General features: G+C 57.6%; 25 protein-coding genes. 21 read left to right on the top strand and 4 right to left on the bottom strand.

Translation table 11 applies throughout. The annotated features are described in order from the left end of the window. Positions 1 to 79 precede the first annotated feature (79 nt). From nuoH to AC2FLO_RS09070, 12 genes are read left to right on the top strand one after another with little or no spacing between them, the layout of a single operon-like run. On the top strand, positions 80 to 1,117 hold the full coding sequence (nuoH, locus tag AC2FLO_RS09015) for an NADH-quinone oxidoreductase subunit NuoH (protein WP_117868407.1): 1,038 nt from the start codon (positions 80 to 82) through the stop codon (positions 1,115 to 1,117). A gap of 1 nt (position 1,118) precedes the next feature. Further along, entirely contained in the window at positions 1,119 to 1,613 is a 495-nt protein-coding gene (gene nuoI / locus AC2FLO_RS09020; protein ID WP_267362826.1) for an NADH-quinone oxidoreductase subunit NuoI, read from the top strand. Beyond that, positions 1,610 to 2,020 carry a carboxymuconolactone decarboxylase family protein gene (locus AC2FLO_RS09025; protein WP_152458579.1) on the top strand — a complete coding sequence of 137 codons (411 nt, stop codon included), beginning with the start codon at positions 1,610 to 1,612 and terminating at the stop codon, positions 2,018 to 2,020. The genes nuoI and AC2FLO_RS09025 overlap by 4 nt, the downstream gene beginning before the upstream one ends. Next, a complete protein-coding gene (locus AC2FLO_RS09030) occupies positions 2,017 to 2,619 on the top strand; it encodes an NADH-quinone oxidoreductase subunit J (protein ID WP_480516396.1) in 603 nt (200 codons plus the stop codon). The genes AC2FLO_RS09025 and AC2FLO_RS09030 overlap by 4 nt, the downstream gene beginning before the upstream one ends. A gap of 8 nt (positions 2,620 to 2,627) precedes the next feature. Continuing rightward, positions 2,628 to 3,062 (top strand): hypothetical protein, encoded by a 435-nt coding sequence (locus AC2FLO_RS09035; RefSeq protein WP_496752576.1) that lies wholly within the window; start codon positions 2,628 to 2,630, stop codon positions 3,060 to 3,062. Next, positions 3,059 to 3,364: an NADH-quinone oxidoreductase subunit NuoK gene (gene nuoK / locus AC2FLO_RS09040; protein WP_005984024.1), complete on the top strand. Its 306-nt coding sequence runs from the start codon at positions 3,059 to 3,061 to the stop codon at positions 3,362 to 3,364. Before AC2FLO_RS09035 ends, nuoK begins: the two co-directional genes overlap by 4 nt. Before the next feature lie 6 nt (positions 3,365 to 3,370). After that, positions 3,371 to 5,524, top strand: a complete 2,154-nt coding sequence (gene nuoL, locus AC2FLO_RS09045) for an NADH-quinone oxidoreductase subunit L (protein ID WP_496752575.1) — start codon at positions 3,371 to 3,373, stop codon at positions 5,522 to 5,524. Next, positions 5,524 to 7,068 carry an NADH-quinone oxidoreductase subunit M gene (locus AC2FLO_RS09050; RefSeq protein WP_267362806.1) on the top strand — a complete coding sequence of 515 codons (1,545 nt, stop codon included), beginning with the start codon at positions 5,524 to 5,526 and terminating at the stop codon, positions 7,066 to 7,068. The genes nuoL and AC2FLO_RS09050 overlap by 1 nt, the downstream gene beginning before the upstream one ends. A gap of 15 nt (positions 7,069 to 7,083) precedes the next feature. After that, on the top strand, positions 7,084 to 8,526 hold the full coding sequence (nuoN, locus tag AC2FLO_RS09055) for an NADH-quinone oxidoreductase subunit NuoN (RefSeq protein ID WP_496752573.1): 1,443 nt from the start codon (positions 7,084 to 7,086) through the stop codon (positions 8,524 to 8,526). A gap of 54 nt (positions 8,527 to 8,580) precedes the next feature. Then, the gene (locus tag AC2FLO_RS09060; RefSeq protein ID WP_480481776.1) at positions 8,581 to 9,330 is read left to right on the top strand and encodes a biotin--[acetyl-CoA-carboxylase] ligase; all 750 of its coding nucleotides are present in this window, start codon (positions 8,581 to 8,583) and stop codon (positions 9,328 to 9,330) included. 11 nt (positions 9,331 to 9,341) lie between these two features. Further along, a complete protein-coding gene (locus AC2FLO_RS09065) occupies positions 9,342 to 10,121 on the top strand; it encodes a type III pantothenate kinase (protein ID WP_496752571.1) in 780 nt (259 codons plus the stop codon). Beyond that, positions 10,118 to 11,785 (top strand): ribonuclease J, encoded by a 1,668-nt coding sequence (locus AC2FLO_RS09070; RefSeq protein WP_496752569.1) that lies wholly within the window; start codon positions 10,118 to 10,120, stop codon positions 11,783 to 11,785. Before AC2FLO_RS09065 ends, AC2FLO_RS09070 begins: the two co-directional genes overlap by 4 nt. Positions 11,786 to 11,795: 10 nt before the next feature. On the opposite strand, the gene AC2FLO_RS09075 is transcribed toward AC2FLO_RS09070, so the two are convergent. Beyond that, positions 11,796 to 12,497: an NUDIX hydrolase gene (locus tag AC2FLO_RS09075; protein ID WP_496752789.1), complete on the bottom strand. Its 702-nt coding sequence runs from the start codon at positions 12,495 to 12,497 to the stop codon at positions 11,796 to 11,798. A 25-nt stretch (positions 12,498 to 12,522) separates the two neighbouring features. After that, on the bottom strand, positions 12,523 to 12,921 hold the full coding sequence (locus tag AC2FLO_RS09080) for a DUF983 domain-containing protein (RefSeq protein ID WP_480622300.1): 399 nt from the start codon (positions 12,919 to 12,921) through the stop codon (positions 12,523 to 12,525). A 219-nt stretch (positions 12,922 to 13,140) separates the two neighbouring features. On the opposite strand from AC2FLO_RS09080, the gene AC2FLO_RS09085 reads away from it, so the two are divergent. Genes AC2FLO_RS09085 through AC2FLO_RS09100 form a run of 4 tightly spaced genes read left to right on the top strand, consistent with a single transcriptional unit; the run spans position 13,141 to position 15,048 of the window. Continuing rightward, complete coding sequence (locus AC2FLO_RS09085) at positions 13,141 to 13,611, top strand: EF-hand domain-containing protein (RefSeq protein ID WP_496752566.1); 471 nt, start codon at positions 13,141 to 13,143, stop codon at positions 13,609 to 13,611. 6 nt (positions 13,612 to 13,617) lie between these two features. Further along, a complete protein-coding gene (locus tag AC2FLO_RS09090) occupies positions 13,618 to 14,235 on the top strand; it encodes an RNA polymerase sigma factor (RefSeq protein WP_480773248.1) in 618 nt (205 codons plus the stop codon). Continuing rightward, a complete protein-coding gene (locus AC2FLO_RS09095; RefSeq protein ID WP_267362789.1) occupies positions 14,225 to 14,578 on the top strand; it encodes a hypothetical protein in 354 nt (117 codons plus the stop codon). Before AC2FLO_RS09090 ends, AC2FLO_RS09095 begins: the two co-directional genes overlap by 11 nt. Continuing rightward, complete coding sequence (locus tag AC2FLO_RS09100; RefSeq protein ID WP_496752565.1) at positions 14,575 to 15,048, top strand: periplasmic heavy metal sensor; 474 nt, start codon at positions 14,575 to 14,577, stop codon at positions 15,046 to 15,048. Before AC2FLO_RS09095 ends, AC2FLO_RS09100 begins: the two co-directional genes overlap by 4 nt. Positions 15,049 to 15,053: 5 nt before the next feature. On the opposite strand, the gene AC2FLO_RS09105 is transcribed toward AC2FLO_RS09100, so the two are convergent. Then, positions 15,054 to 16,454 (bottom strand): diguanylate cyclase domain-containing protein, encoded by a 1,401-nt coding sequence (locus AC2FLO_RS09105; RefSeq protein WP_496752563.1) that lies wholly within the window; start codon positions 16,452 to 16,454, stop codon positions 15,054 to 15,056. An 89-nt stretch (positions 16,455 to 16,543) separates the two neighbouring features. On the opposite strand from AC2FLO_RS09105, the gene AC2FLO_RS09110 reads away from it, so the two are divergent. The 5 genes from AC2FLO_RS09110 to AC2FLO_RS09130 all read left to right on the top strand — a co-directional run bounded on the left by AC2FLO_RS09110 (position 16,544) and on the right by AC2FLO_RS09130 (position 20,918). Next, positions 16,544 to 16,828 (top strand): DUF3572 domain-containing protein, encoded by a 285-nt coding sequence (locus AC2FLO_RS09110; RefSeq protein WP_267362783.1) that lies wholly within the window; start codon positions 16,544 to 16,546, stop codon positions 16,826 to 16,828. Between the two features lie 24 nt (positions 16,829 to 16,852). Next, complete coding sequence (locus tag AC2FLO_RS09115; protein WP_496752561.1) at positions 16,853 to 17,545, top strand: HAD family hydrolase; 693 nt, start codon at positions 16,853 to 16,855, stop codon at positions 17,543 to 17,545. Between the two features lie 118 nt (positions 17,546 to 17,663). Next, positions 17,664 to 19,223: a trimethylamine methyltransferase family protein gene (locus AC2FLO_RS09120; protein ID WP_496752559.1), complete on the top strand. Its 1,560-nt coding sequence runs from the start codon at positions 17,664 to 17,666 to the stop codon at positions 19,221 to 19,223. A gap of 118 nt (positions 19,224 to 19,341) precedes the next feature. Then, positions 19,342 to 19,929, top strand: a complete 588-nt coding sequence (locus AC2FLO_RS09125; RefSeq protein ID WP_480481768.1) for a heme NO-binding domain-containing protein — start codon at positions 19,342 to 19,344, stop codon at positions 19,927 to 19,929. Beyond that, positions 19,926 to 20,918, top strand: coding sequence for a diguanylate cyclase domain-containing protein (locus tag AC2FLO_RS09130; RefSeq protein ID WP_496752557.1), 993 nt, complete (start codon positions 19,926 to 19,928; stop codon positions 20,916 to 20,918). Before AC2FLO_RS09125 ends, AC2FLO_RS09130 begins: the two co-directional genes overlap by 4 nt. A 39-nt stretch (positions 20,919 to 20,957) precedes the next feature. On the opposite strand, the gene AC2FLO_RS09135 is transcribed toward AC2FLO_RS09130, so the two are convergent. Then, on the bottom strand, positions 20,958 to 21,656 hold the full coding sequence (locus AC2FLO_RS09135; RefSeq protein WP_496752555.1) for a CbiX/SirB N-terminal domain-containing protein: 699 nt from the start codon (positions 21,654 to 21,656) through the stop codon (positions 20,958 to 20,960). Positions 21,657 to 21,717: the final 61 nt, after the last annotated feature.

Raw genomic sequence — 21,717 nt, forward strand, 5'->3', positions numbered from 1 at the left:
CCGACCCAGCCGCAATTTGCGCAGGCATCTGGCCTTTGCATAGCGCGCGAAAAACGGAATACCCACGGTGTGAGGACCAATGGCTGAATTCTTTAACACCCCCGGCGGAATAGCCATCATCATTCTGGCGCAAGTGCTTGCTGTTGTTGCCTTTGTGATGATCTCGCTGTTGTTCCTTGTTTATGGCGACCGCAAAATCTGGGCCGCTGTCCAGATGCGCCGCGGGCCCAACGTGGTCGGCGTCTACGGCCTGCTGCAATCGGTGGCGGATGCGTTGAAATACGTCGTCAAAGAGGTCGTTATCCCCGCAGGAGCCGACCGCACGGTTTTCATACTCGCGCCGCTCACCTCTTTCGTGCTGGCGATGATCGCCTGGGCGGTGATCCCATTCAACGATGGCTGGGTCCTGTCGGATATCAACGTCGCAATCCTCTATGTCTTCGCCGTATCCTCGCTTGAGGTTTATGGCGTGATCATGGGCGGTTGGGCGTCGAACTCAAAGTACCCGTTCCTCGGCTCGTTGCGCTCAGCCGCGCAGATGATTTCGTACGAGGTTTCCATCGGCCTGATCATCATCGGTGTGATCATCTCGACCGGGTCGATGAACTTTGGCGATATCGTGCGGGCGCAGGATGGGTCGTTCGGGTTCTTCAGCTGGTACTGGCTGCCGCACTTCCCGATGGTCTTTCTGTTCTTCATCTCGGCGCTGGCTGAGACAAACCGGCCACCGTTTGACTTGCCCGAAGCGGAATCGGAACTTGTGGCGGGTTATCAGGTCGAATACTCGGCCACGCCCTTCCTGCTGTTCATGGCGGGTGAATACATTGCAATTTTCCTGATGTGCGCGCTGACCTCGCTGCTGTTCTTCGGCGGCTGGCTGTCGCCGATCCCCGGCCTGCCCGATGGTGTTTTGTGGATGGTCGCCAAGATGGCGTTCTTCTTCTTCATCTTCGCGATGGTCAAGGCCATCACGCCCCGCTACCGCTATGACCAGCTGATGCGGCTGGGCTGGAAAGTGTTCCTGCCATTCTCGCTGGTCTGGGTGGTGTTCGTGGCCTTTGCGGCGAAATTCGACTGGTTCTGGGGCGCATTTGCCCGTTGGAGCGTAGGAGGCTGATATGGCAAACATCGATTACACCCGCGCTGCCAAATACTTCCTACTGCAGGATTTCTGGGTCGGAATGAAACTGGGTCTGAAGTATTTCTTCGCTCCCAAAGCCACCGTGAACTACCCGCACGAAAAGGGCCCTCTGTCCCCGCGTTTCCGCGGTGAACACGCACTTCGCCGCTATCCGAATGGCGAAGAGCGCTGCATCGCCTGTAAACTGTGCGAGGCGGTCTGCCCGGCGCAGGCCATCACCATCGACGCCGAACCGCGAGAAGACGGCAGCCGCCGCACCACGCGCTATGACATCGACATGACCAAGTGCATCTATTGCGGCTTCTGCCAAGAGGCATGCCCGGTTGATGCCATCGTCGAAGGCCCGAACTTTGAATTCGCCACGGAAACCCGGGAAGAGCTGTTCTACGACAAGGAAAAACTCCTGTCGAATGGCGAACGCTGGGAAGCCGAGATCGCGCGCAATCTGGAACTGGACGCACCGTACCGATGACTGACAGCCCGACAAATCCGTTCGAGCTGATGATGAAGCAGGCTCAGGACATGGCCAAGGCGATGAACCCGGCGATGGAAAGCTTCTCGCCCAAAGGGTTCGAGGCGCTGTGGCCAACCATGCCCAAAGAGGTCATGGAGATGATGTTCGGCAACACCGTCAACAAGGACGGGCTGGATGCCAAAACACGCCTGCTGCTGACGCTGGCCGGGCTGACCTGTCAGGGCGCTCAGGCGGATTCGGCCGTGCGCCAGACCGTACGTCATGCGCTGGAAGCGGGCGCAAAGAAACAAGAGATCGTGGAAACGATCGGTCAGATGTCGGTCTTTGCCGGCATCCCGGCCATGACCCGCGCGCTGGATCTGGCGCAAGAGGTCATGGGCGACAACGAGGATGAGGATCAATGACCGTCTTTGCCTTCTACCTGTTTGCCATCAGCGCCATCACCGGCGGGCTGTTTACGGTGATCAGCCGCCAACCGGTGCACTCGGTCCTGTGGCTGATCCTGGCGTTTCTGTCCTCGGCAGGGCTGTTCGTGCTGCTGGGGGCCGAGTTCGTGGCGATGCTGCTGGTCATCGTCTATGTCGGCGCGGTCGCGGTTCTGTTCCTCTTCGTGGTGATGATGCTGGACGTGGACTTTGCCGAGCTCAAGGCCGAAATGGCGCGCTATATGCCGCTGGCCCTGTTGATTGGTCTGATCATCCTGATGCAGTTTGTCATGGCCTTCGGGGCATGGGACAGCGCACAGGGTGCGGCGGCCAATCTGGCCCAGCCGGTCCCGACAGACCGCCACAACACCGAGGCGCTTGGCCTCATCCTTTACGATCAATATTTCCTTCTGTTCCAGCTGGCGGGCCTGATCCTGCTGGTGGCAATGATCGGAGCCATCGTTCTGACGCTGCGCCACCGCAAGGACATCAAGCGTCAGGACATCATCGGCCAGATGATGCGCGACCCGGCCAAGGCGATGGAGTTGAAGGACGTGAAGCCGGGGCAGGGGTTGTGAAACGAGCGATGACCGCTGCAATGCTCATATGTTCGGTTACGACGTCTCACGCGGAGACGAGCCCAGTACCGCCGAAAGAGTGCACTGGGTATGACGGTACCTTTGAGTTAGATACTCCCGGCATTCATGACTGGTGGGTTGCAAGAGAGATTGGGTGTGAAAACCCCGGTTACTCTTGGACCGTTGTGCCATGCGCTACGGGTGAAACTCTCGATGTTGTTGTTAAAGGTTTTCGTGCAGATAGCCTGAAATTTGATCTGAGTTCAGAATTGAATGTGCTCAGAGAGCAGTACGCCAACCTCGATACTCCACCAATGCTGACCGAGGTTGTCTCCGACCTCACGGTGATCGGTGCTGATCCAATTGTACGCGATGAGCAACTCGATCCGGCGAAATTCTGCAAAACGGGAACTGTCTCAGATGAAGGCGAGGCGAAGCTATGATCGGACTTGAACACTATCTTACGGTCGCGGCGACGCTGTTCGTCATCGGCATCTTCGGTCTCTTCCTGAACCGCAAGAACGTCATCATCCTGCTGATGAGCATCGAACTGATGCTGCTGGCGGTGAATATCAACCTTGTGGCGTTTTCCAGCTTTCTCGGCGATTTGGTCGGGCAGGTGTTTACGCTGTTCGTTCTGACCGTTGCGGCGGCCGAGGCAGCAATCGGGCTGGCCATTCTAGTTTGTTTCTTCCGCAACCGCGGCACCATCGCGGTTGAAGACGTCAATATGATGAAGGGGTAAGAGAACATGGAAACCACCATCCTCTTTGCCCCGCTGGTGGGCGCGCTGCTCTGCGGGTTCGGCTGGAAGTTCATTGGCGAGAAAGCCGCCATGTGGACGGCCACGGGCCTGCTGTTTCTGGCTTGTCTGCTGTCCTGGATCGTGTTCTTCACCTTCGACGGCCACACGCAGCAGATCGAGATCATGCGCTGGATCGAAAGCGGTTCGCTTTCGACAAGCTGGGCCATCCGTCTGGACCGACTGACGGCAATCATGCTGATCGTGGTGACGACGGTCTCGGCGCTCGTGCACCTGTACAGCTTCGGCTACATGGATCACGATCCGCAATGGCGCGAAGGCGAAAGCTATAAACCGCGCTTCTTTGCCTATCTGTCCTTCTTCACCTTTGCCATGCTGATGCTGGTGACGGCGGATAATCTGGTGCAGATGTTCTTTGGCTGGGAGGGCGTCGGCGTCGCTTCATACCTGCTGATCGGGTTCTATTATCGCAAGCCTTCGGCCAACGCGGCGGCGATCAAGGCCTTTGTAGTCAACCGGGTCGGCGACTTTGGTTTTGCTCTGGGCATCTTCGCGCTGTTCTTCCTGACCGACAGTATCAACTTCTCGGATATCTTTGCCTCTGCCCCTGCCTTGGCCGAAGAAAAGCTGCATTTCCTGTGGGGGGAATGGACCGCGATCGAAGTGATCTGCGTGCTGCTGTTCATCGGGGCGATGGGTAAATCGGCGCAGTTGATCCTGCACACATGGTTGCCGGATGCGATGGAAGGCCCGACGCCTGTGTCAGCGCTGATCCACGCTGCGACCATGGTGACCGCAGGCGTCTTTTTGGTCTGCCGCATGTCCCCGCTGATGGAGTTCGCACCGGGCGCGACAGGGTTCATCACTGTTCTTGGGGCCTCGACTGCGTTCTTTGCGGCCACTGTTGGTCTGGTTCAGACCGATATCAAACGTGTCATCGCGTATTCGACCTGTTCCCAGTTGGGTTACATGTTTGTGGCGGCGGGCGTCGGCATGTATTCGGCAGCGATGTTCCACTTGTTCACGCATGCCTTCTTCAAGGCGCTGTTGTTCCTTGGGGCCGGTTCCGTGATCCACGCGATGCATCACGAACAGGAGATGACCGAATATGGCGGTCTGCGCAAAAAGATCCCCTATACCTTCTGGGCGATGATGATCGGTACCCTGGCGATTACCGGTGTTGGCATCCCGCTGACCACCTTTGGGTTTGCCGGTTTCCTGTCAAAGGACGCAATTATCGAAAGCGCCTATGCGGGCGGGTCAAGCTATGGCTTCTGGTTGCTGGTTGTCGCTGCGGCGTTCACCTCGTTCTACAGCTGGCGTCTGATCTTCCTGACCTTCTATGGAGAGCCGCGTGGGGACAAGCATACGCATGATCACGCACATGAAAGCCCAATGGTCATGCTGGTGCCGCTGGGAGTTTTGTCGCTGGGTGCGGTATTCGCGGGCATGATCTGGTACGGAAACTTCTTTGGCCATGCCGACAAGGTCGGCAAATTCTACGGTATTCCGGTTGCAGAAGCTTCAGAGCATGCCGAGGCCGGTGATCACGCGGCGGCGGATGCGTTGCACGGCCAAGACAGCCATGCCGATGAAAGCCATGCGGCTGACAGCCATGCTGACGAGGCCGCGAATGGTGAGAATGCCGCAGTGGGCGGTGACCACCATTATATGTTTGCGGGTGAGCCGGGTGAAGGTGCGCTTTACATGGCGCCGGACAACCACATTCTGGACGATGCGCATGCGGCTCCGAAATGGGTCAAGGTTTCGCCATTTGTTGCGATGGTGCTTGGCTTTATCGTGGCCTATTGGTTCTACATCGTGAACACGTCGCTACCCGCACGTCTGGCCGCAAATCAGCGCCCGCTGTACCTGTTCCTGCTGAACAAATGGTATTTCGACGAAATCTACGACGCGATCTTTGTCAAACCCACTGTCGCCCTTGGCCGGTTCCTGTGGAAACGCGGTGACGGCAATACAATCGACGGCTTCCTGAATGGGGTTGCAATGGGCGTTGTTCCCTTCTTCACCCGCCTCGCAGGCAAGGCGCAGACCGGGTACATCTTTACTTACGCCTTCTGGATGGTATTGGGCATTGCGGCCCTTGTCACCTGGATGTCGATCGGCGGAGGCGCACACTAATGGACAATATCCTATCTATTGTCACCTTTATCCCCGCCATCGCAGCAGGCATTCTGGCGCTGTTCCTGCACGGGAGCGACGTCGCAGCGCAGCGCAACGCCAAGTGGATTGCATTGCTGGCGACAACTGTGACGTTTCTGGTGTCAATTGGCATCTACACAGGCTTTGATCCTTCGAACACCGGCTTCCAGATGGTGGAAGAGGGTGAATGGCTGATGGGTCTGAAATACAAGATGGGTGTGGATGGCATCAGCGTTCTGTTCGTGTTGCTGACCACCTTCATCATGCCGCTGACCATTCTGGCCAGCTGGAATGTGACAGACCGCGTCAAGGAATACATGATTGCCTTCTTGCTGCTGGAAACGCTGATGCTGGGCGTGTTCATGGCGCTGGACTTGGTGCTGTTCTACCTGTTCTTTGAGGCGGGTCTGATCCCGATGTTCCTGATCATCGGGATCTGGGGCGGCAAGGACCGTATCTATGCCAGCTTCAAGTTCTTCCTTTACACCTTCCTCGGCTCGGTGCTGATGCTGGTAGCCATGGTTGCAATGTATGCTGACGCGGGCACTACGGATATCGAAGCGCTGATGGCCCATCAGTTCGCATCCGAGAGTTTCAGCGTGTTGGGCATCTATGTCACCGGCGGTATGCAGACGCTGATGTTCCTGGCCTTCTTCGCATCTTTTGCGGTGAAAATGCCGATGTGGCCGGTGCATACCTGGTTGCCCGATGCGCACGTTCAAGCGCCGACGGCGGGCTCGGTCGTGCTGGCGGCGATCCTGTTGAAGATGGGCGGCTACGGCTTCCTGCGGTTCAGCCTGCCGATGTTCCCGGTTGGCACGGCGGTGATGACTGATCTTGTGCTTTGGATGTCAGCCATAGCGGTTGTCTATACCTCGCTGGTGGCACTGGTGCAGGAAGACATGAAAAAGCTGATCGCGTATTCCTCGGTGGCGCATATGGGCTTTGTCACGATGGGCATCTTTGCTGCGAACCAGCAAGGCATTGACGGCGCAATTTTCCAGATGCTGAGCCACGGGTTCATCTCTGCCGCGCTCTTCCTCTGTGTCGGCGTGATCTATGACCGGATGCACACCCGCGATATCGAGGCTTATGGCGGTCTGGTCATCCGGATGCCCGCCTATGCGCTGGTCTTCATGCTGTTCACCATGGCCAATGTCGGACTGCCGGGCACCAGCGGGTTTATTGGTGAGTTTCTGACACTCATGGGAACATTCCAGGTTAACACCTGGGTGACTGCCGTTGCGGCGACCGGTGTGATCTTCTCGGCAGCCTACGCGTTGTGGCTCTACCGCCGCGTTGTCTTTGGGGACCTGATCAAGGAAAGCCTGAAGGCGATGACCGACATGAGTTCTCGCGAGCGGTTGATTTTTGCCCCGCTGATCGTGATGACGATCCTGTTGGGGGTCTACCCGTCGCTGGTGACCGATGTGATCGGGCAATCGACGACGGCACTCATTTCGAACTATGACACGGCTCTGGCCGCGGCTGAGGCTGCGACCCAGACTGCCGCTTCGCATTAAGGGAGCTTTGGAGACATGATCCAGGCTGATCTGACAATTATCCTGCCGGAAATCATTCTGGCGATCTATGCGATGGTGGCTCTGTTGGGGGCAGTCTACACGTCGAAAGACGGGCTGGCTTCGGTTCTTGTCTGGACCACGGCGGGCCTGATGGCGGTCCTGGCGATCTGGATCGCTACTCAGGGCAGTGGCACCAACGTGGCCTTCAACGGCATGTTCGTAGATGACGGGTTCGCGCGTTTTGCCAAAGTTGCCATCCTTTTGTCGGCAGGTGCCGTACTGGTGATGAGCCAGGAATACATGGCGCGCCGGGGTCTGCTGCGCTTTGAATATCCGCTGCTGGTGGCGCTTGCTGCCGTTGGTATGATGATGATGGTCAGCGCGGGCGATCTGATGTCTCTTTACATGGGGCTCGAGCTGCAATCCCTTGCGCTGTATGTTGTTGCCGCGCTGCGTCGTGACAGTGCGAAATCAACCGAAGCAGGGCTGAAATACTTTGTTCTGGGCGCTCTCAGTTCAGGTCTGCTGCTGTATGGTGCGTCGCTGGTCTATGGGTTCACCGGCACGACACTGTTCTCGGGCATTATTCAGACGGTCCATCATGGGGACGTCTCGGTTGGTCTGTTGTTTGGCCTGATCTTCCTGATCTCGGGTCTGGCATTCAAGGTCTCGGCGGTTCCGTTCCATATGTGGACACCGGATGTCTATGAAGGGTCGCCGACGCCAATTACGGCTTTCTTTGCCACCGCTCCGAAAGTCGCGGCAATGGCCTTGTTTGCACGTCTTCTGCATGACGCCTTCGGAGGCGTGGTCAAAGATTGGCAGCAAGTGATTGTTTTGCTGTCGGTGCTGTCGATGCTGCTGGGGGCGGTTGCCGCAATTGGTCAGCGCGACATCAAGCGACTGATGGCGTTCTCGTCGATTGCCCATATGGGCTATGCGCTGATCGGTCTGGCGGCTGGTACCGAGTTGGGTATTCAGGCGATGCTGATGTATCTGGCGATTTACGTGACCATGAACATTGGCACGTTTGCGTTTATCCTGATGATGGAACGCGACGGCAAACCCGTGACTGACATTGATGCGCTGCGCCAGTATTCCAAACGTGATCCGGGCAAGGCCCTTGCTGTTCTGATCCTGATGTTCTCGCTTGCCGGTGTCCCACCGATGCTGGGTTTCTTTGCGAAGTTTGGTGTTTGGCGGGCTGGTGTAAGTGCCGATTTGACAGGCCTTGTTGTGGTCTCAGCCATCGCATCGGTAATTGGCGCCTTCTATTACCTGCGGATCGTGTTCTACATGTATTTCGGGGCCGAGAACGAGGACCCGATCGAAACGCGGTCGACACCCGTTCTATGGGTCGCCCTGATGGGATCCGCGGCGCTGATGCTGATCGGGGTCTTCTATCAGTTCGGGATCGAGGGCGCGGCAGCGGCCGCGGCGGCGACTCTTGTCAACTGAACGTTTTGCACAATCTGAGAGAGGGGCTCGGTCGCGTGACCGGGCCTTTTTGATATGACCAAGTGGCCAAAAGGCTATGGCCTGCACGAGGTGCAGGAAGTCGATAGCACACTCAACGAAGCGGCGCGGATTGCCCCCAATGCCCGTGGTCCTGTCTGGATCATGGCGCATCATCAGACGGCTGCGCGTGGGCGACGCGGACGGTCATGGGCCAACCCCATGGGCAACCTTGCCGCGACCCTTTTGATGCGCCCCGAAGGTGCACCAGAACAGGCGGCACTGCGCAGTTTTGTTGCGGCACTGGCTCTGTTTGACGCTTGCGTCTCTGTGACAGGGCGTGCCGCGGGGTTGTCGTTGAAATGGCCCAATGACGTACTGCTGAACGGTGGTAAGCTTGCTGGTATTTTGCTGGAAAGCGCCGGTCAGGGGCGCGGTGTAGCGCATCTGTCGATCGGTATTGGCGTGAATTTGGCCAACGCCCCAGACGCCGACGCGGTAGAACCGGGCGCGATCCGTCCCGTCTCGCTGTTGTCGGAAACCGGTGCAAACGTCACGCCCGAGGATTTTCTGACCGAGCTTGCCTCGGCCTATGCCAAATATGAAACTCAGTTTGTTACCTACGGGTTCGAACCCATTCGCACTGCGTGGCTGTCCCGTGCTGCCCGGCTGGGCGAGGTTATCACGGCCCGTACCGGAACGTCCGAGACGGTTGGGACCTTCGAAACGGTAGACGCAAGCGGTAACCTTGTCTTAAACACCGCCAAAGGCCGCGTGAGCATTCCTGCGGCGGATGTCTATTTCTGAAAGGGGCGCAAATGCTTCTGGCCATTGATTGCGGCAATACCAATACAGTCTTCTCAATCTGGGACGGTCAGGAATTTCTGTGCACCCTGCGTACCTCGACCCATCACGCACGCACGGCGGACGCCTATTTCACCTGGTATTCGACGCTGGTGAAACATTACGGGATCGAGGCGAATATCTCGGATGTCATCATTGCCTCGACAGTGCCGCGCGTCGTGTTCAACCTGCGCATCTTTGCTGATCGCTTTTTTGGGTGCAGGCCGCTGGTGGTGGGTAGGCCGGACTGCCTGTTGCCCGTGCCGCCGCGTGTGGATCAAGGAACTGTGCCGGGCCCGGATCGACTGGCCAACGCGGTTGGCGCATTTGACCGTCATGGCGGCAATGTCGTCGTGGTGGACTTTGGTACCGCAACAAATTTCGACGTTGTCGCCGCGGACGGTGCCTATGTGGGGGGCGTCATCGCTCCAGGTGTGAACCTCAGCCTTGAGGCTTTGCATCAGGGCGCGGCTGCACTGCCGCATATCGACATAACGCGACCCGAGAAGGTGATCGGTACAAATACGGTTGGTTGTATTCAGTCGGGCGTGTATTGGGGATACTCCGGCCTGATTGAGGGGCTGATCGCGCGGATCAAGGCCGAATATGGAATGTCGATGAAAGTCGTGGGAACCGGAGGGTTGGCCCCCTTGTTCGATCAGGCCGACGTGGGGTTCGACGTAATCGAAGATGATTTGACGATGCACGGCTTGACCGTGATTCATCGCTACAACAAGGAAAATGGCTCGATATGAGCAGTGAAAGATTGATCTACCTGCCGCTGGGTGGCGCGGGCGAAATTGGCATGAATGCCTACGTGTACGGATATGGCCAGCCCGGGCGGGAACGTCTGATCCTGGTGGACCTGGGCGTCACCTTTCCCGATATGGAGACAACACCGGGCGTCGACCTGATCTATGCGGATATTTCCTGGTTGAAAGAACGGGCCGACCGGCTGGATGGCGTTTTCATCACCCATGCGCATGAAGATCATGTCGGCGCGGTGGCTCATTGCTATGAGGCTCTGGGAGTTCCGATCTATGCCCGGGCTTTCACGGCCAATATTGCGCGTCGCAAGATGGAAGAATATGCGCACCCGACCGATGCGGTGACAACCGTGTCCGCTTGGCCTGAAACGGTCTCAGTCGGACCGTTTACCGTCGGTTTCCTTCCGGTTTCACACTCGATCCCGGAAAGTGCTGCTTTGGTCATCGACACGCCCGCAGGGCGCGTGGTGCATTCGGGTGATTTCAAGCTGGATGCAAACCCGGTCGTGGGCGAAGCCTTTGACCCCGATCTATGGGCCGAGATTTCCAAGCCGGGTGTCAAGGCGTTGGTTTGCGACAGCACGAATGTTTTCTCGGCGCATCCGGGCCGTTCGGAATCCGAGGTTGGGCCAGAGATTACCAAGCTAGTCGAAAACGCCGAGGGTATGGTTGTGGCTACCACCTTCGCGTCGAACGTGGCACGGGTTAAAACATTGGCCGAGGCGGGCGCACGCGCGGGGCGTTCAGTTGTGTTGCTGGGGCGCGCAATGCGGCGGATGATCGAGGCCGCGACCGAAACGGGTATCCTGTCGGACTTCCCCAAGGTAATCAGCGCGGAAGAGGCGCTGGACCTGCCGCGCCAAAACCTGATGCTGATCGTGACCGGCAGCCAGGGCGAACGCCGTGCGGCAAGCGCGCAACTGGCCCGCGGCAAGTACCGTGGTCTGGAACTGTCCGAAGGCGACCTGTTCCTGTTCTCGTCAAAAACCATTCCCGGAAATGAACGTGGCGTGATTTTCATCATGAACCAGCTCAGTGAAAAGGGCGTGGATGTGGTGGATGACAGCTCGGGCCTCTATCACGTCTCTGGCCATGCGAACCGGCCCGATCTTGAGAAGGTGCACGCGCTGATCGATCCGCAAGTTGTGATCCCAATGCATGGAGAGCACCGTCACCTGCGCGAGCATGTCAAACTGGCTGAGCAGGGTGGCAGAACGGGCGTGCTGGCCGTGAACGGCACCATGCTGGATCTCAGCGGCAATGCGCCCGTGGTGGTCGACTACGTCGAAACCGGGCGTACCTATCTGGACGGTACGGTGAAAATCGGTGCGATGGACGGTGTGGTACGGGACCGTATTCGCATGGCGCTGAACGGCCACGTAACTGTGACAGTCGTTCTGGACGAAGAAGACGAGCCGCTGGGCGAACCGTGGTGCGATACGATGGGTCTGCCCGAGGTCGGAACGTCCCGGGCCGGGTTGGTCGAGGTGTTGGAAGAAGACCTGAACCAGTTCCTGATGCGGGCGGCAGCCAAGACCCTACGGGATGACGACAAGCTTGAAGACGAAATGCGCCGGATCGTGCGTCAGACGGCAAAAGCGGAAATCGGCAAAAAGCCCGAAGTGACGGTAGTTGTCAGCCGGATGCGGTGAAACTGACCAGTCAGTCGTGCTCGGGCATTGGATAGCCTCTGAGCCGCAGGAACAGATTGGCTTCTTCGTTGTTCTGATAGAACGGAACCGATATTGGCGGCTCGGGTGAGGTCACCCGGGCTGCTACTTCGGCCAGAACAACTTCGGTGATAAACGGCAGATCCAGGTCGCGCGCCCGATCCAGTTCCACCCATTGCAGATGCGACAGCTCGTCCGAGGCATGGCTGAAATCATCCAGATCGCCCTGCAGCGCATCGGCATCGACCAGAAAAAACCGCGCATCGAAGCGGCGGGGACGGCCGGGCGGTGTGACTGCGCGAAAAACAAATTGCAGTGCAGCGGCCGACGGCACGTAACCCATGGCGGAAAAGCTTTGCCAGTCGTCAGGAACGTTGCCCGGCCAGCGTCCTGTCTGGCCCAGGACAAGTCCTGTTTCTTCCCAAAGCTCGCGAATTGCTGCCGCAGCAAGGGCGTGTTGTTTTCCGGATTCCGCCTGTTCCGCCAACCGCTCAGAACACAGGTCAGGCAGTGCGGTCGCAAGCGGTACATCCGCATCCGCCGGATCGACCGCTCCACCGGGGAACACGAATTTGTTGGGCATGAACACAGCCTTGGACCCACGTTGACCCATCAGGATCGACGGATTGGTCCACCTGTTCCGCAAAACGATGACGGTTGCGGCGTCGCGGATGGCGGTCTTGTCGGTCATCATGCCCAAAACAATCGCTTCTTCCGGCTCATGAATCGTTGCCAAAACCGTGCATACGACGCGCCCACTGATAGGCGACCACAGCGCCTTTCAAACGGGGGAGCAAAAACAGCGACAGTGCAACGCAAGCAATGGAAAACCCGATGGCCATCACCCATGGGTCCGGGCGCCAGTTCACATACGAGACGTGCAGGGCCGGGGCCAACAAATGCCCGACCAGCAGGATCGTCAGATAGGCGGGCCCATCATCGGCGCGATGATGAAACAGTTCCTGTCCACAGTTCGAGCAGGTGTCATTCACTTTCAGGTAGCTGTGCAACAGCTTGCCTTCGCCGCAACTAGGGCACTTGCACCGAAACCCTTTGACCAAAGCGGGCCAGGTTTCACGCTCGCTCTCAGTCGTGGTGTCGATCGTCTGATCCGTCATAATATAACTCGCGCAGTAATCTTTGGCGGATAATGCGCCTGAACGGGTGGTTTTTAAAGGGGGGTGCGTCGCTTTGCAACGCACCTGAGGTGAACCACGTCGTGAAATACCGCACTGGTTAAAAAAAAGTTGCTGGCACTGCGACGGAATTCCCTGCCTCGCGCGTTTGAATGGATATGAGCAGCGGCACTCAGGCCGCGTCAACAAGGGAAAACCGAAATGAAAAACGCAAAGTTCATCACGGCGATTGTCCTGTCGGGTGTTGCAATCACCGGCACGTCTGTTCTGGCGGCTGGCCCGGGTGGTCGTGAGCCAGTGTCCTTTCAGGAATTGGATGCCAATGGCGACGGTCAAGTGACACAGCAGGAAATGGAAGCACATCGCACCGAGCGTTTCTCGGCCGCGGATACTGATGGGGACGGCCAGCTCAGCCTTGAGGAGATGCAGGCCGCCGCTCAGAAAAAAGCAAACGACCGCGTCACCAAAATGTTCGAAAACAACGATGCGAACAAAGACGGGTTCCTAAGCCAGGACGAGTTGCCGAAACCGCGCCGGGGTGACAAGTTGTTTGACCGGATGGATGCAGATAACAGTGGTGGAATATCGGAACAGGAATTTGCCGATGCCAAAGACCGGATGGGACGGCACCATAAGAAAAAGCACCACAAGTCGGGTGCAATCGACAACTGATGCAGGGTGGAGGACCTGACCTCCCACCTACACGATGTTCGCGGTGCGGGTTGCACCGCGAGCTCTCTCAGCGACGATGTGTTGCTGAGCCAATTTGCTGAGGGTGACGCACAGGCTGCGCGGGTCTTAACCGATCGCCTTGGGCCGCTTTGTTATTCCGTCGCGTTGCGTATGTTGGGCAATCGGGCCGAGGCAGAAGACGTAACGCAGGAGGCGATGATGCGGATGTGGCAGATGGCGCCGGAATGGGTGCCGGGTCAGGCCAAAGTGTCGACATGGCTGTATCGCGTGACGTTGAATCTGTGTGTGGACATCCGGCGCAGGAAGGCCCCCGGCAGGTTGTCGGATATTCCTGAGCCAGAAGATGGCAAAGCCAGCGTAGCCGACCGACTGCAGGATGAGGCCCGCGTGGATGCGTTGCAGCTTGCCCTGTCTCAGCTGCCGGAAAGGCAGAGGCAGGCAGTGATTCTGCGCCACATCGAAGAGTTGCCCAACCCTGAAATTGCCGGGATCATGGGAATTTCAGTAGAAGCGGTCGAAAGCTTGACCGCGCGGGGCAAACGAAGTCTGACCGCGATACTGGCCGGGCGACGTGAAGAACTGGGGTATGACGATGACGGATGAAAACCTGGAACTGGATCATTTGTTTGCGCAGGCTCGGCAAAACCGACCGGCGCTGCCCGACGATCTGGCCGTGCGCATTCAGACAGATGCTGAAAAACTCCGCCTCAGTCGCCTAAGGCCCGAACCGCGTCCTCAATCTTCGATCTGGCATCGAATGATGGACAACGTAGGTGGCTGGCAGGGGTTGGGCGGCTTGATCGCCGCCAGTGCGGCGGGGCTCTGGATCGGCTTTTCCGCGCCGGGGTTCCTGCCTGATCCCGCCAATCTGCTGGCATCGCAGGAGACGGTCCTTTTTGTGGCGGACCTTGGATATGACACGAGTTTTCTGGAGAGCACTGAATGAATGCTGCCCCTAAACCGAAACGCCGGTGGATGACGGTTTTGCTGGTTTCGTCATTGGCACTGAACCTGTTGGTTGTCGGTGTTGCAGTTGGAACCGTGCTGCGCCTGAAGGATGGAGATCACACCGAGGCACCGCCGGGATTCGGTCCTGCGCTGTATCGCGCTTTGCCGAAAGATGACCGCAAAGCGTTGCGAGGGGAACTGTCTGCGCTGCGCGAAAAAGACTTAAGGGGGCGCAGACAGGACTTTCAAGCCCTGAGCCTGGCACTGCGCAGGGTGCCCTTCGATCCGGTCGCCGTTGAAGTGTTGTTGCAGCAACAGTCGCAGGCGACGGCAGAACTGCAACTAGCATTGCAGACACAATGGCTGGCTCGCATCACCGCCATGAGTAACGCAGAGCGGCAGTCTTATGCGGACAGGTTGCAAAAGATCGTCGAACGCGGGCCACATGGGCACAAGAAAAAGGATTGACGGGTTCAGGCTGCGCTTTGCCTGATACTCACCTGATTGCGCCCCGCTTTCTTTGCCGCGTAAAGGGCTTTGTCGGCGGCTTTCAGGATATCTTCTACAGGAACGGGTGTGCGTTCTTTTCCCGGCGTACCCGATTGCGGCATCTCCAGCCCAATGCTGATCGTGACGTTAACCTGCAAACCTTGGTCCGATAGTCGGAACGGGGCGCGACAAATGCTGTCACAGATGGTCTCAGCCAGTTTTCTGGCTTGCTTTTGTGACACATCAGGCACTGCAAACATGAACTCTTCACCGCCGATACGGGCGACAAAACCTTTGGATCCAAGTGCGCTTTGCATGCGTTTTGCGGCCTGCGTCAGAACACAATCACCGGCGCCATGGCCATGGCAGTCATTGATGGTCTTGAAGTGGTCCAGATCCGCCAGCATGACGGCAAAGCCACGTCCGGTACGGGCAGACTGGCGCGCGATCTGATCCAATGCCCGCATGGCGTAACGACGATTGTGCAGCCCGGTCAGCGGGTCAATCCAGGACTCGGCGATCCCTTTTCTCAGTGATACGCGCAAATGATCAAGCCGTGCCTTGCGCGCAATCTGATTGTTCAGCCGCAACAGGATCTCTTGCGCGCAGAACCCCCCCAGGCATACGGCGTCCGCTCCTCTGTCCAGCGCTTCCGAGGCCTGCACGGCGTCGTAGTCCTGCAGGACGCCAATCAGGACAGTGTTCCGGGTTGCTGCCCGTGACCTGAGATCCGCAAGGATATTCAGCGCGGATGGGTGCGAGCCCAGTTCGACCACAATCGCGTCCGGTATCGGCCCGGACAAAACGCCTTGCAGGTTCGATTGAAGGTGCCAGGACAGATCGAAATGGTGGTGGCCTTGCAAGGCCTTGTACCAAAGGGCACCAGTTCGGACAGTATCGGTCAAGATATCAACCCGGGCCGCGTTCGGTGGGCTGATCATGACAGGGGCGGGTTCCCCAAATCCAATAGGTTGCGATCCGTTGCTGACCTGCAAATCTTGAGTAGCTGCGCGCGCGCGCAAAAGGCTGCGAATGCGTGCCAGTAGCAACGTGTCTTTGAAAGGGAGCGTCAACACATCGTCCAGCCCGTCTTTCAGGGCACGCAGACGCGCGTTTTTGTCATTCTGTGCTGCCAGTACGACAACGGGCACGTCATCAAGGCCTGATACTTCGGCGAGGGCTTTCTTGACATCTGCGGCTGTTCCATCGGGCAATGTCTGGGCCGTCAGAACAAGGTCTGGCTGCACGCGGCGGGCAAGGGCTTGTAGCCCTTCAAGTTTTCCACCCTGCACCACGTGGTACCAGGCAGCAGTCAGTTGAACCTTCAGCATTATGCGGTTGGTTGATACCCCGTCGAGGACAAGGATGGTGCCTTGCACAGACATAGTCGTTCACCGTTGATTGCATGCGTGAACAAATTGTTTATGAGTCTGGTTAACAAACTCTTTCCAACACCATTCTCTGAGCGCAGTTTATGCCCCTATCGCCCGACTTAGCCGAGACTCTTGCTCTGACAGCCCTGGGGTGGCTGGTCAGCAATGACGAGCTTTTGCCTGTATTTCTTGGCTCGACAGGCGCTTCGATCGGGGATGTTCGCAATCGGGCCGGTGATCGGGACTTTCTGGCTTCGGTTCTCGATTTTCTGGTGCTTGACGATTCGTGGGTCATGGCGTTTTGTGACGCCAACTCGATCGCCTATGATCACCCGGCCCAAGCGCGGGCCGTTCTGTCAGGCGGTGGCGATGTACACTGGACCTGAACATCTTTTCCGCAGGAGCACGCGATGCCAATAGAAGCAATCGTCTTCGACAAGGATGGCACTTTGTTCGATTTTGCCAAAACCTGGGGAACCTTCGGGCGCTCGTTGCTGATGCGTCTGACAAAGGGGGATGTAGACCGGGCGGTGGAACTCGGGAGCGTCATCGGGTTTGACTACGAGCAAGAGCGGTATGCCACAGGTAGCATTGTGATCGCCGCAACGGTCGAAGAAATCGCCGAGGTGCTTATTGCGCATGTTGACGATGTGACATTGCAGGAAGTTGTGGACATGATGAATGCCGAGGCCGCAGCCGCTCCTCAATCCCCTGCCGTGCCGTTGGGCCCATTCCTGAAAGGGTTGCAGCAATCCGGGATCAAACTGGGCGTTGCGACAAATGACAGTGAGCACCCGGCATTGCAGCATCTGGAATCTGCGGGAATACGCGAACACTTCGATTTTATCGCCGGGTATGACAGTGGTCATGGGTTCAAACCGGGGCCCGGTCAGTTGCTGGCCTTTGCCGCACAGGTCGGGGTCGAGCCGTCGCGCATTGCAATGGTGGGTGACAGTGTTCATGACCTGCAAGCGGGGCGCGCAGCCGGGATGATCACCATTGGCGTTTTGACCGGATTGGCAGAAGCAGATGCGCTGGCACCGATGGCGGATGTGGTCCTGCCGGATATCGGTCACATTCCTGCATGGCTGGCCGAAAAATGATGCGTTGATCCGGAAAATCGACGCACAATTATAGAAAACCGACAAGCTCTGTCGCAGATGGAGCGGCCAGAAATGCGTCTTCGGGTCTTGCTTGTATCAAGCCAGAACGGAGGCAACCATGGCCGAGACCAACACACGCAAACGCCGCGGCGGAGGACGCGCAGGTGCGGCAGCACGCAGGGGCAGCGCGGTGATTGACCAGATGCCGTGGGACCCACCCATCAATATAGATCGCCCGACTGAACCGCTGGATCAGGCCGGGATCGAAGCGATCCATGAAGGGGCCATGCGAATTCTGGAAGAAATCGGGATCGAATTCTACAACGAAGAGGCAATCGGCATCCTGCGCGAAGCGGGGTGCACGATCAATGGTGACAACGTCCGCATGGGGCGCGATTTCCTCATGGAGATGATCGCCAAGGCGCCCAGCCAGTTTTCCATCACGCCCCGCAATGTTGACCACAGGATCGAGATAGGTGGAAAGAACATCCTGTTCGGCAACGTTTCGTCGCCGCCCAATTACTGGGACATGGAGATTGGAAAGAAAGTGCCCGGCAATCGCGAGATGTGCCGGAATCTTCTGAAACTGACGCAGTACTTCAACTGTATTCACTTCGCAGGCGGATATCCTGTAGAACCCGTCGATATTCATGCCAGCGTCCGGCATCTGGATGTGCTGTATGACAAGCTGACCCTGACCGACAAGGCGATGCACGCTTATTCGTTGGGTAAGGAACGTGTCGAAGATGTGATGGAAATGGTGCGCATCGCGGGCGGTCTCAGCCATGAGGAATTCGAGGCCTCGCCACGGATGTACACCAACATCAACTCGACCTCGCCGTTGAAGCATGACCATCCGATGATTGATGGCTGCCTGAGATTGGCGCGGCGCGGGCAGGCGATTGTCGTAACCCCCTTTACGCTGGCGGGAGCAATGGCGCCCGTAACAATGGCGGGGGCGGTTGCCCAGTCCCTGGCCGAAGCCTTATGCGCTATCGCTTTGTTCCAATATGTGCGCCCTGGTATTCCCTGCGTAATCGGAACGTTCACGTCGAACGTAGACATGAAATCAGGCGCGCCCGCTTTCGGGACGCCGGAATACATGCGCTCGACCCAGATGACCGGGCAGATGGCGCGATATTATGGGCTGCCGCTACGTTCATCCGGTGTGTGTGCGGCCAATGTGCCAGACGGGCAATCCGTGTGGGAAACCTCGAACTCGCTCTGGGCGGCCGTGCAGTCGGGCACTAACATGGTGTACCACGCCGCCGGTTGGCTGGAAGGCGGCCTGATCGCAAGCCCGGAAAAATTCATCATGGATTGCGAGGTTTTGCAGCAAATTCAGCGTTATATGAACCCTGATCTAACCGCGACCGGGCCGGATGAGATTGCTTTGGATGCCATCCGCGCGGTTGGCAATGACGGTCACTTTTTTGGAATCCAGCATACACAGGATCGCTACACCACGGCCTTCTACCAGCCCTTCCTGAGCGACTGGAAGAACTATGAGGGCTGGGAGGCCGCCGGAGGCATCTGGACGGCTGAGCGTGCGCATCACATGTTCAAAGAGATCATCTCGAGCTTTGAGGCCCCTCCGATGGACGATGGTATCCGCGAGGAACTGGCCGAGTTCGTTGAACGCCGCAAGGCTGAAGGCGGCGCGCCGACGGACTTCTGACAGGGCGGGTAGTGTCGACTTGATACTCCGTTGCTTTCACAGCAACTCGGGGCGAATTTTGGCTATTTGTTAAGGTTTCTCAGACCACAGTGCCAAGGACACCAATCTGAGGCATCCGATGCATGGTCTGATCAATCGGGCGATACAGTCCTTTGTCGGCGCGACCTACGGGCAATCCTGCTGGGTTCGCGTGACCGAAGGTGCACGGCTAGGGTTTGTCGAATTTGAAGCCATGCTCATCTATGATGATGACATGACGACCCGGTTGCTCGAGGCCCTGAGTATTGACCTCAACCGACCACAGGCGGAAATCCTCGAAGATCTGGGAACATATCTGGTGTCCCATCCGAACATGGAAGGGCTGCGCCGACTGCTCAGGTTTGGGGGTGTCACCTATGTTGAGTTCCTTCATTCCCTTGATGATCTTGCGGATCGTGTAAGACTGGCTGTCTCTGATCTGAATTTGCCTGCGCTTGAGTTGAGAGAGCTTTCAGCCACGGAATACCAGTTGTGCTGCCTTCCGGACTTACCGGGATTTTCCAGTGTTATGGTTGGGGTCCTGCGCGCGATGGCCGATGATTATGGTGCGCTGGTGATGCTGTCGCATGAGGGTCGTCAAGAGTGTTGTGAAATCATTTCAATCATTTTGGTCGAAAGCGCCTTTGCCGAGGGGCGCCATTTTGATCTGGGGGCTCGGAACAGATGACACATACTCAGGAACTGGCAGATCTTCTGGAAACGCTTTGCCCGATGTTCCTGTTGGTGGACCGAAGCGGATGCATTCAACAAGCGGGTCCGACACTGCAAAAGCTGCGGCCCGAATTGCCTTTGGTCGGGCTGGGGGTTCTGGACGTGTTCGAGCTGATCCGCCCCAGAACAGTCACCACCGTTCCCGCGTTGATGTCGATGGCCGGTGCCAAACTGCATCTGAGATTTCGCGATGAACCGCGTACGACTCTGAAAGGCCTGGTCGCGCCCTTGCCCGACTCGGGCGGTGCAGTCATCAATCTGTCATTCGGTATTTCGATTTTGGATGCGGTTCGGGATTACGCCCTGACAAGCGCTGATTTTTCCGGCACTGACCTGGCGATCGAGCTGTTGTATCTGGTCGAAGCCAAATCCGCCGCGATGGAAGCGTCCCGTTCACTTAATCTCAGGCTTCAGGGGGCAATGCTAGCCGCGGAAGAGCAGGCATATACCGATACATTGACAGGATTGAAGAACCGCCGCGCGATGGATCATTTGTTGGGGCATCTGATCCTGGCAAATTCTACATTTGCCCTTATGCATCTGGATTTAGACTTCTTCAAATCCGTGAATGATCGGCTGGGCCATGCCGCCGGGGATTACGTTCTGCAACAGGCCGCCCGCATCATGCTTGAAGAGACGCGTGGAGACGATACGGTTGCCCGGGTTGGTGGGGATGAGTTTGTCATAATTTTCAAGGGCCTGACGCGGGAAGAAACTCTGGAGTCCATCGCCGGCCGTCTGATCGCGAGGTTGAATGAACCCATGATGTTTCAGGACCAACCGTGCTGTATCTCTGCAAGTATCGGAACGGCCTTATCCACCCAGTTCAAGGTTCCCAAAGCCGCCGACATCCTTCACGCCGCCGACGTCGCCCTTTATCAGGCCAAGCGAGACGGCCGGTCCTGTCACCGCCTGTATTCCACGCTGATCAAAGCGCAAACCTGAGTTTTTCCTGTTTCCGGGTCGGAGATTTCAGGCGAATTTTCAAGCGAGCTGAACGGCCTTTGTTAACTGCTTGGCAATCTGGTGCCGGATGGGTGGCAGTTCCCCTACCACTGGCAGCAGAACGCCTTTGAACCCTGCTTGGCTCAATCCGGCGGGCACGTCGTCCACTGCGTGCCCCCCGGTGCAGGCAAAGAACGGAAGACACAGCGCCTGAGCCCCCGTGTCGGTTGCGGCTTCGGAAATGGAAGGTGGTTCTTCAACAAACCCAACGCGGACAGATTTCAAAGCCAGCATTTCCTCAAGTTGAGATGCGAAATTCAGTGCCACCGCCGACGGGTTTCGGCTACGCCCTGACCCATGTGCTGCAATGACCAGGTCGGTCGACGCAGCTGCCCAATTCCTTTTGGACAACTCGGATTGCAGGGCGTGTGCGGTCAAGGCCGGTAGCTCTGGGTCAATACCTAATGGGTCTAGGATGCGCGCTTTGTGATCCCCTAATCGCTTGGGCAAAGCGCTGGTGACAAACCATCCATTTGCCATGAAAAGCGGATAAATGACCGTGTTTTCCGGCAGGCTGCTCAGCTTAGCCTCGAACGCGCCGGGCGCGGCCAGAGTTGCTGCATGCACCGTTACATGCTCGGTCAGGGCGTCGACCGTAGTCGCGAACGCAGCCAAAGCAGCCTCGGCCGGTTCTGGATCGGACGGCTGACCATGTGCGACGATGATGGCATGTGGCATTTGGATCTCCTGACACGATATGCGTTAGGTGCCTCTGTGCGAACCGAAGTCAACACTACTG

It is taken from the genome of Ruegeria sp. TASC047 (assembly GCF_059612445.1).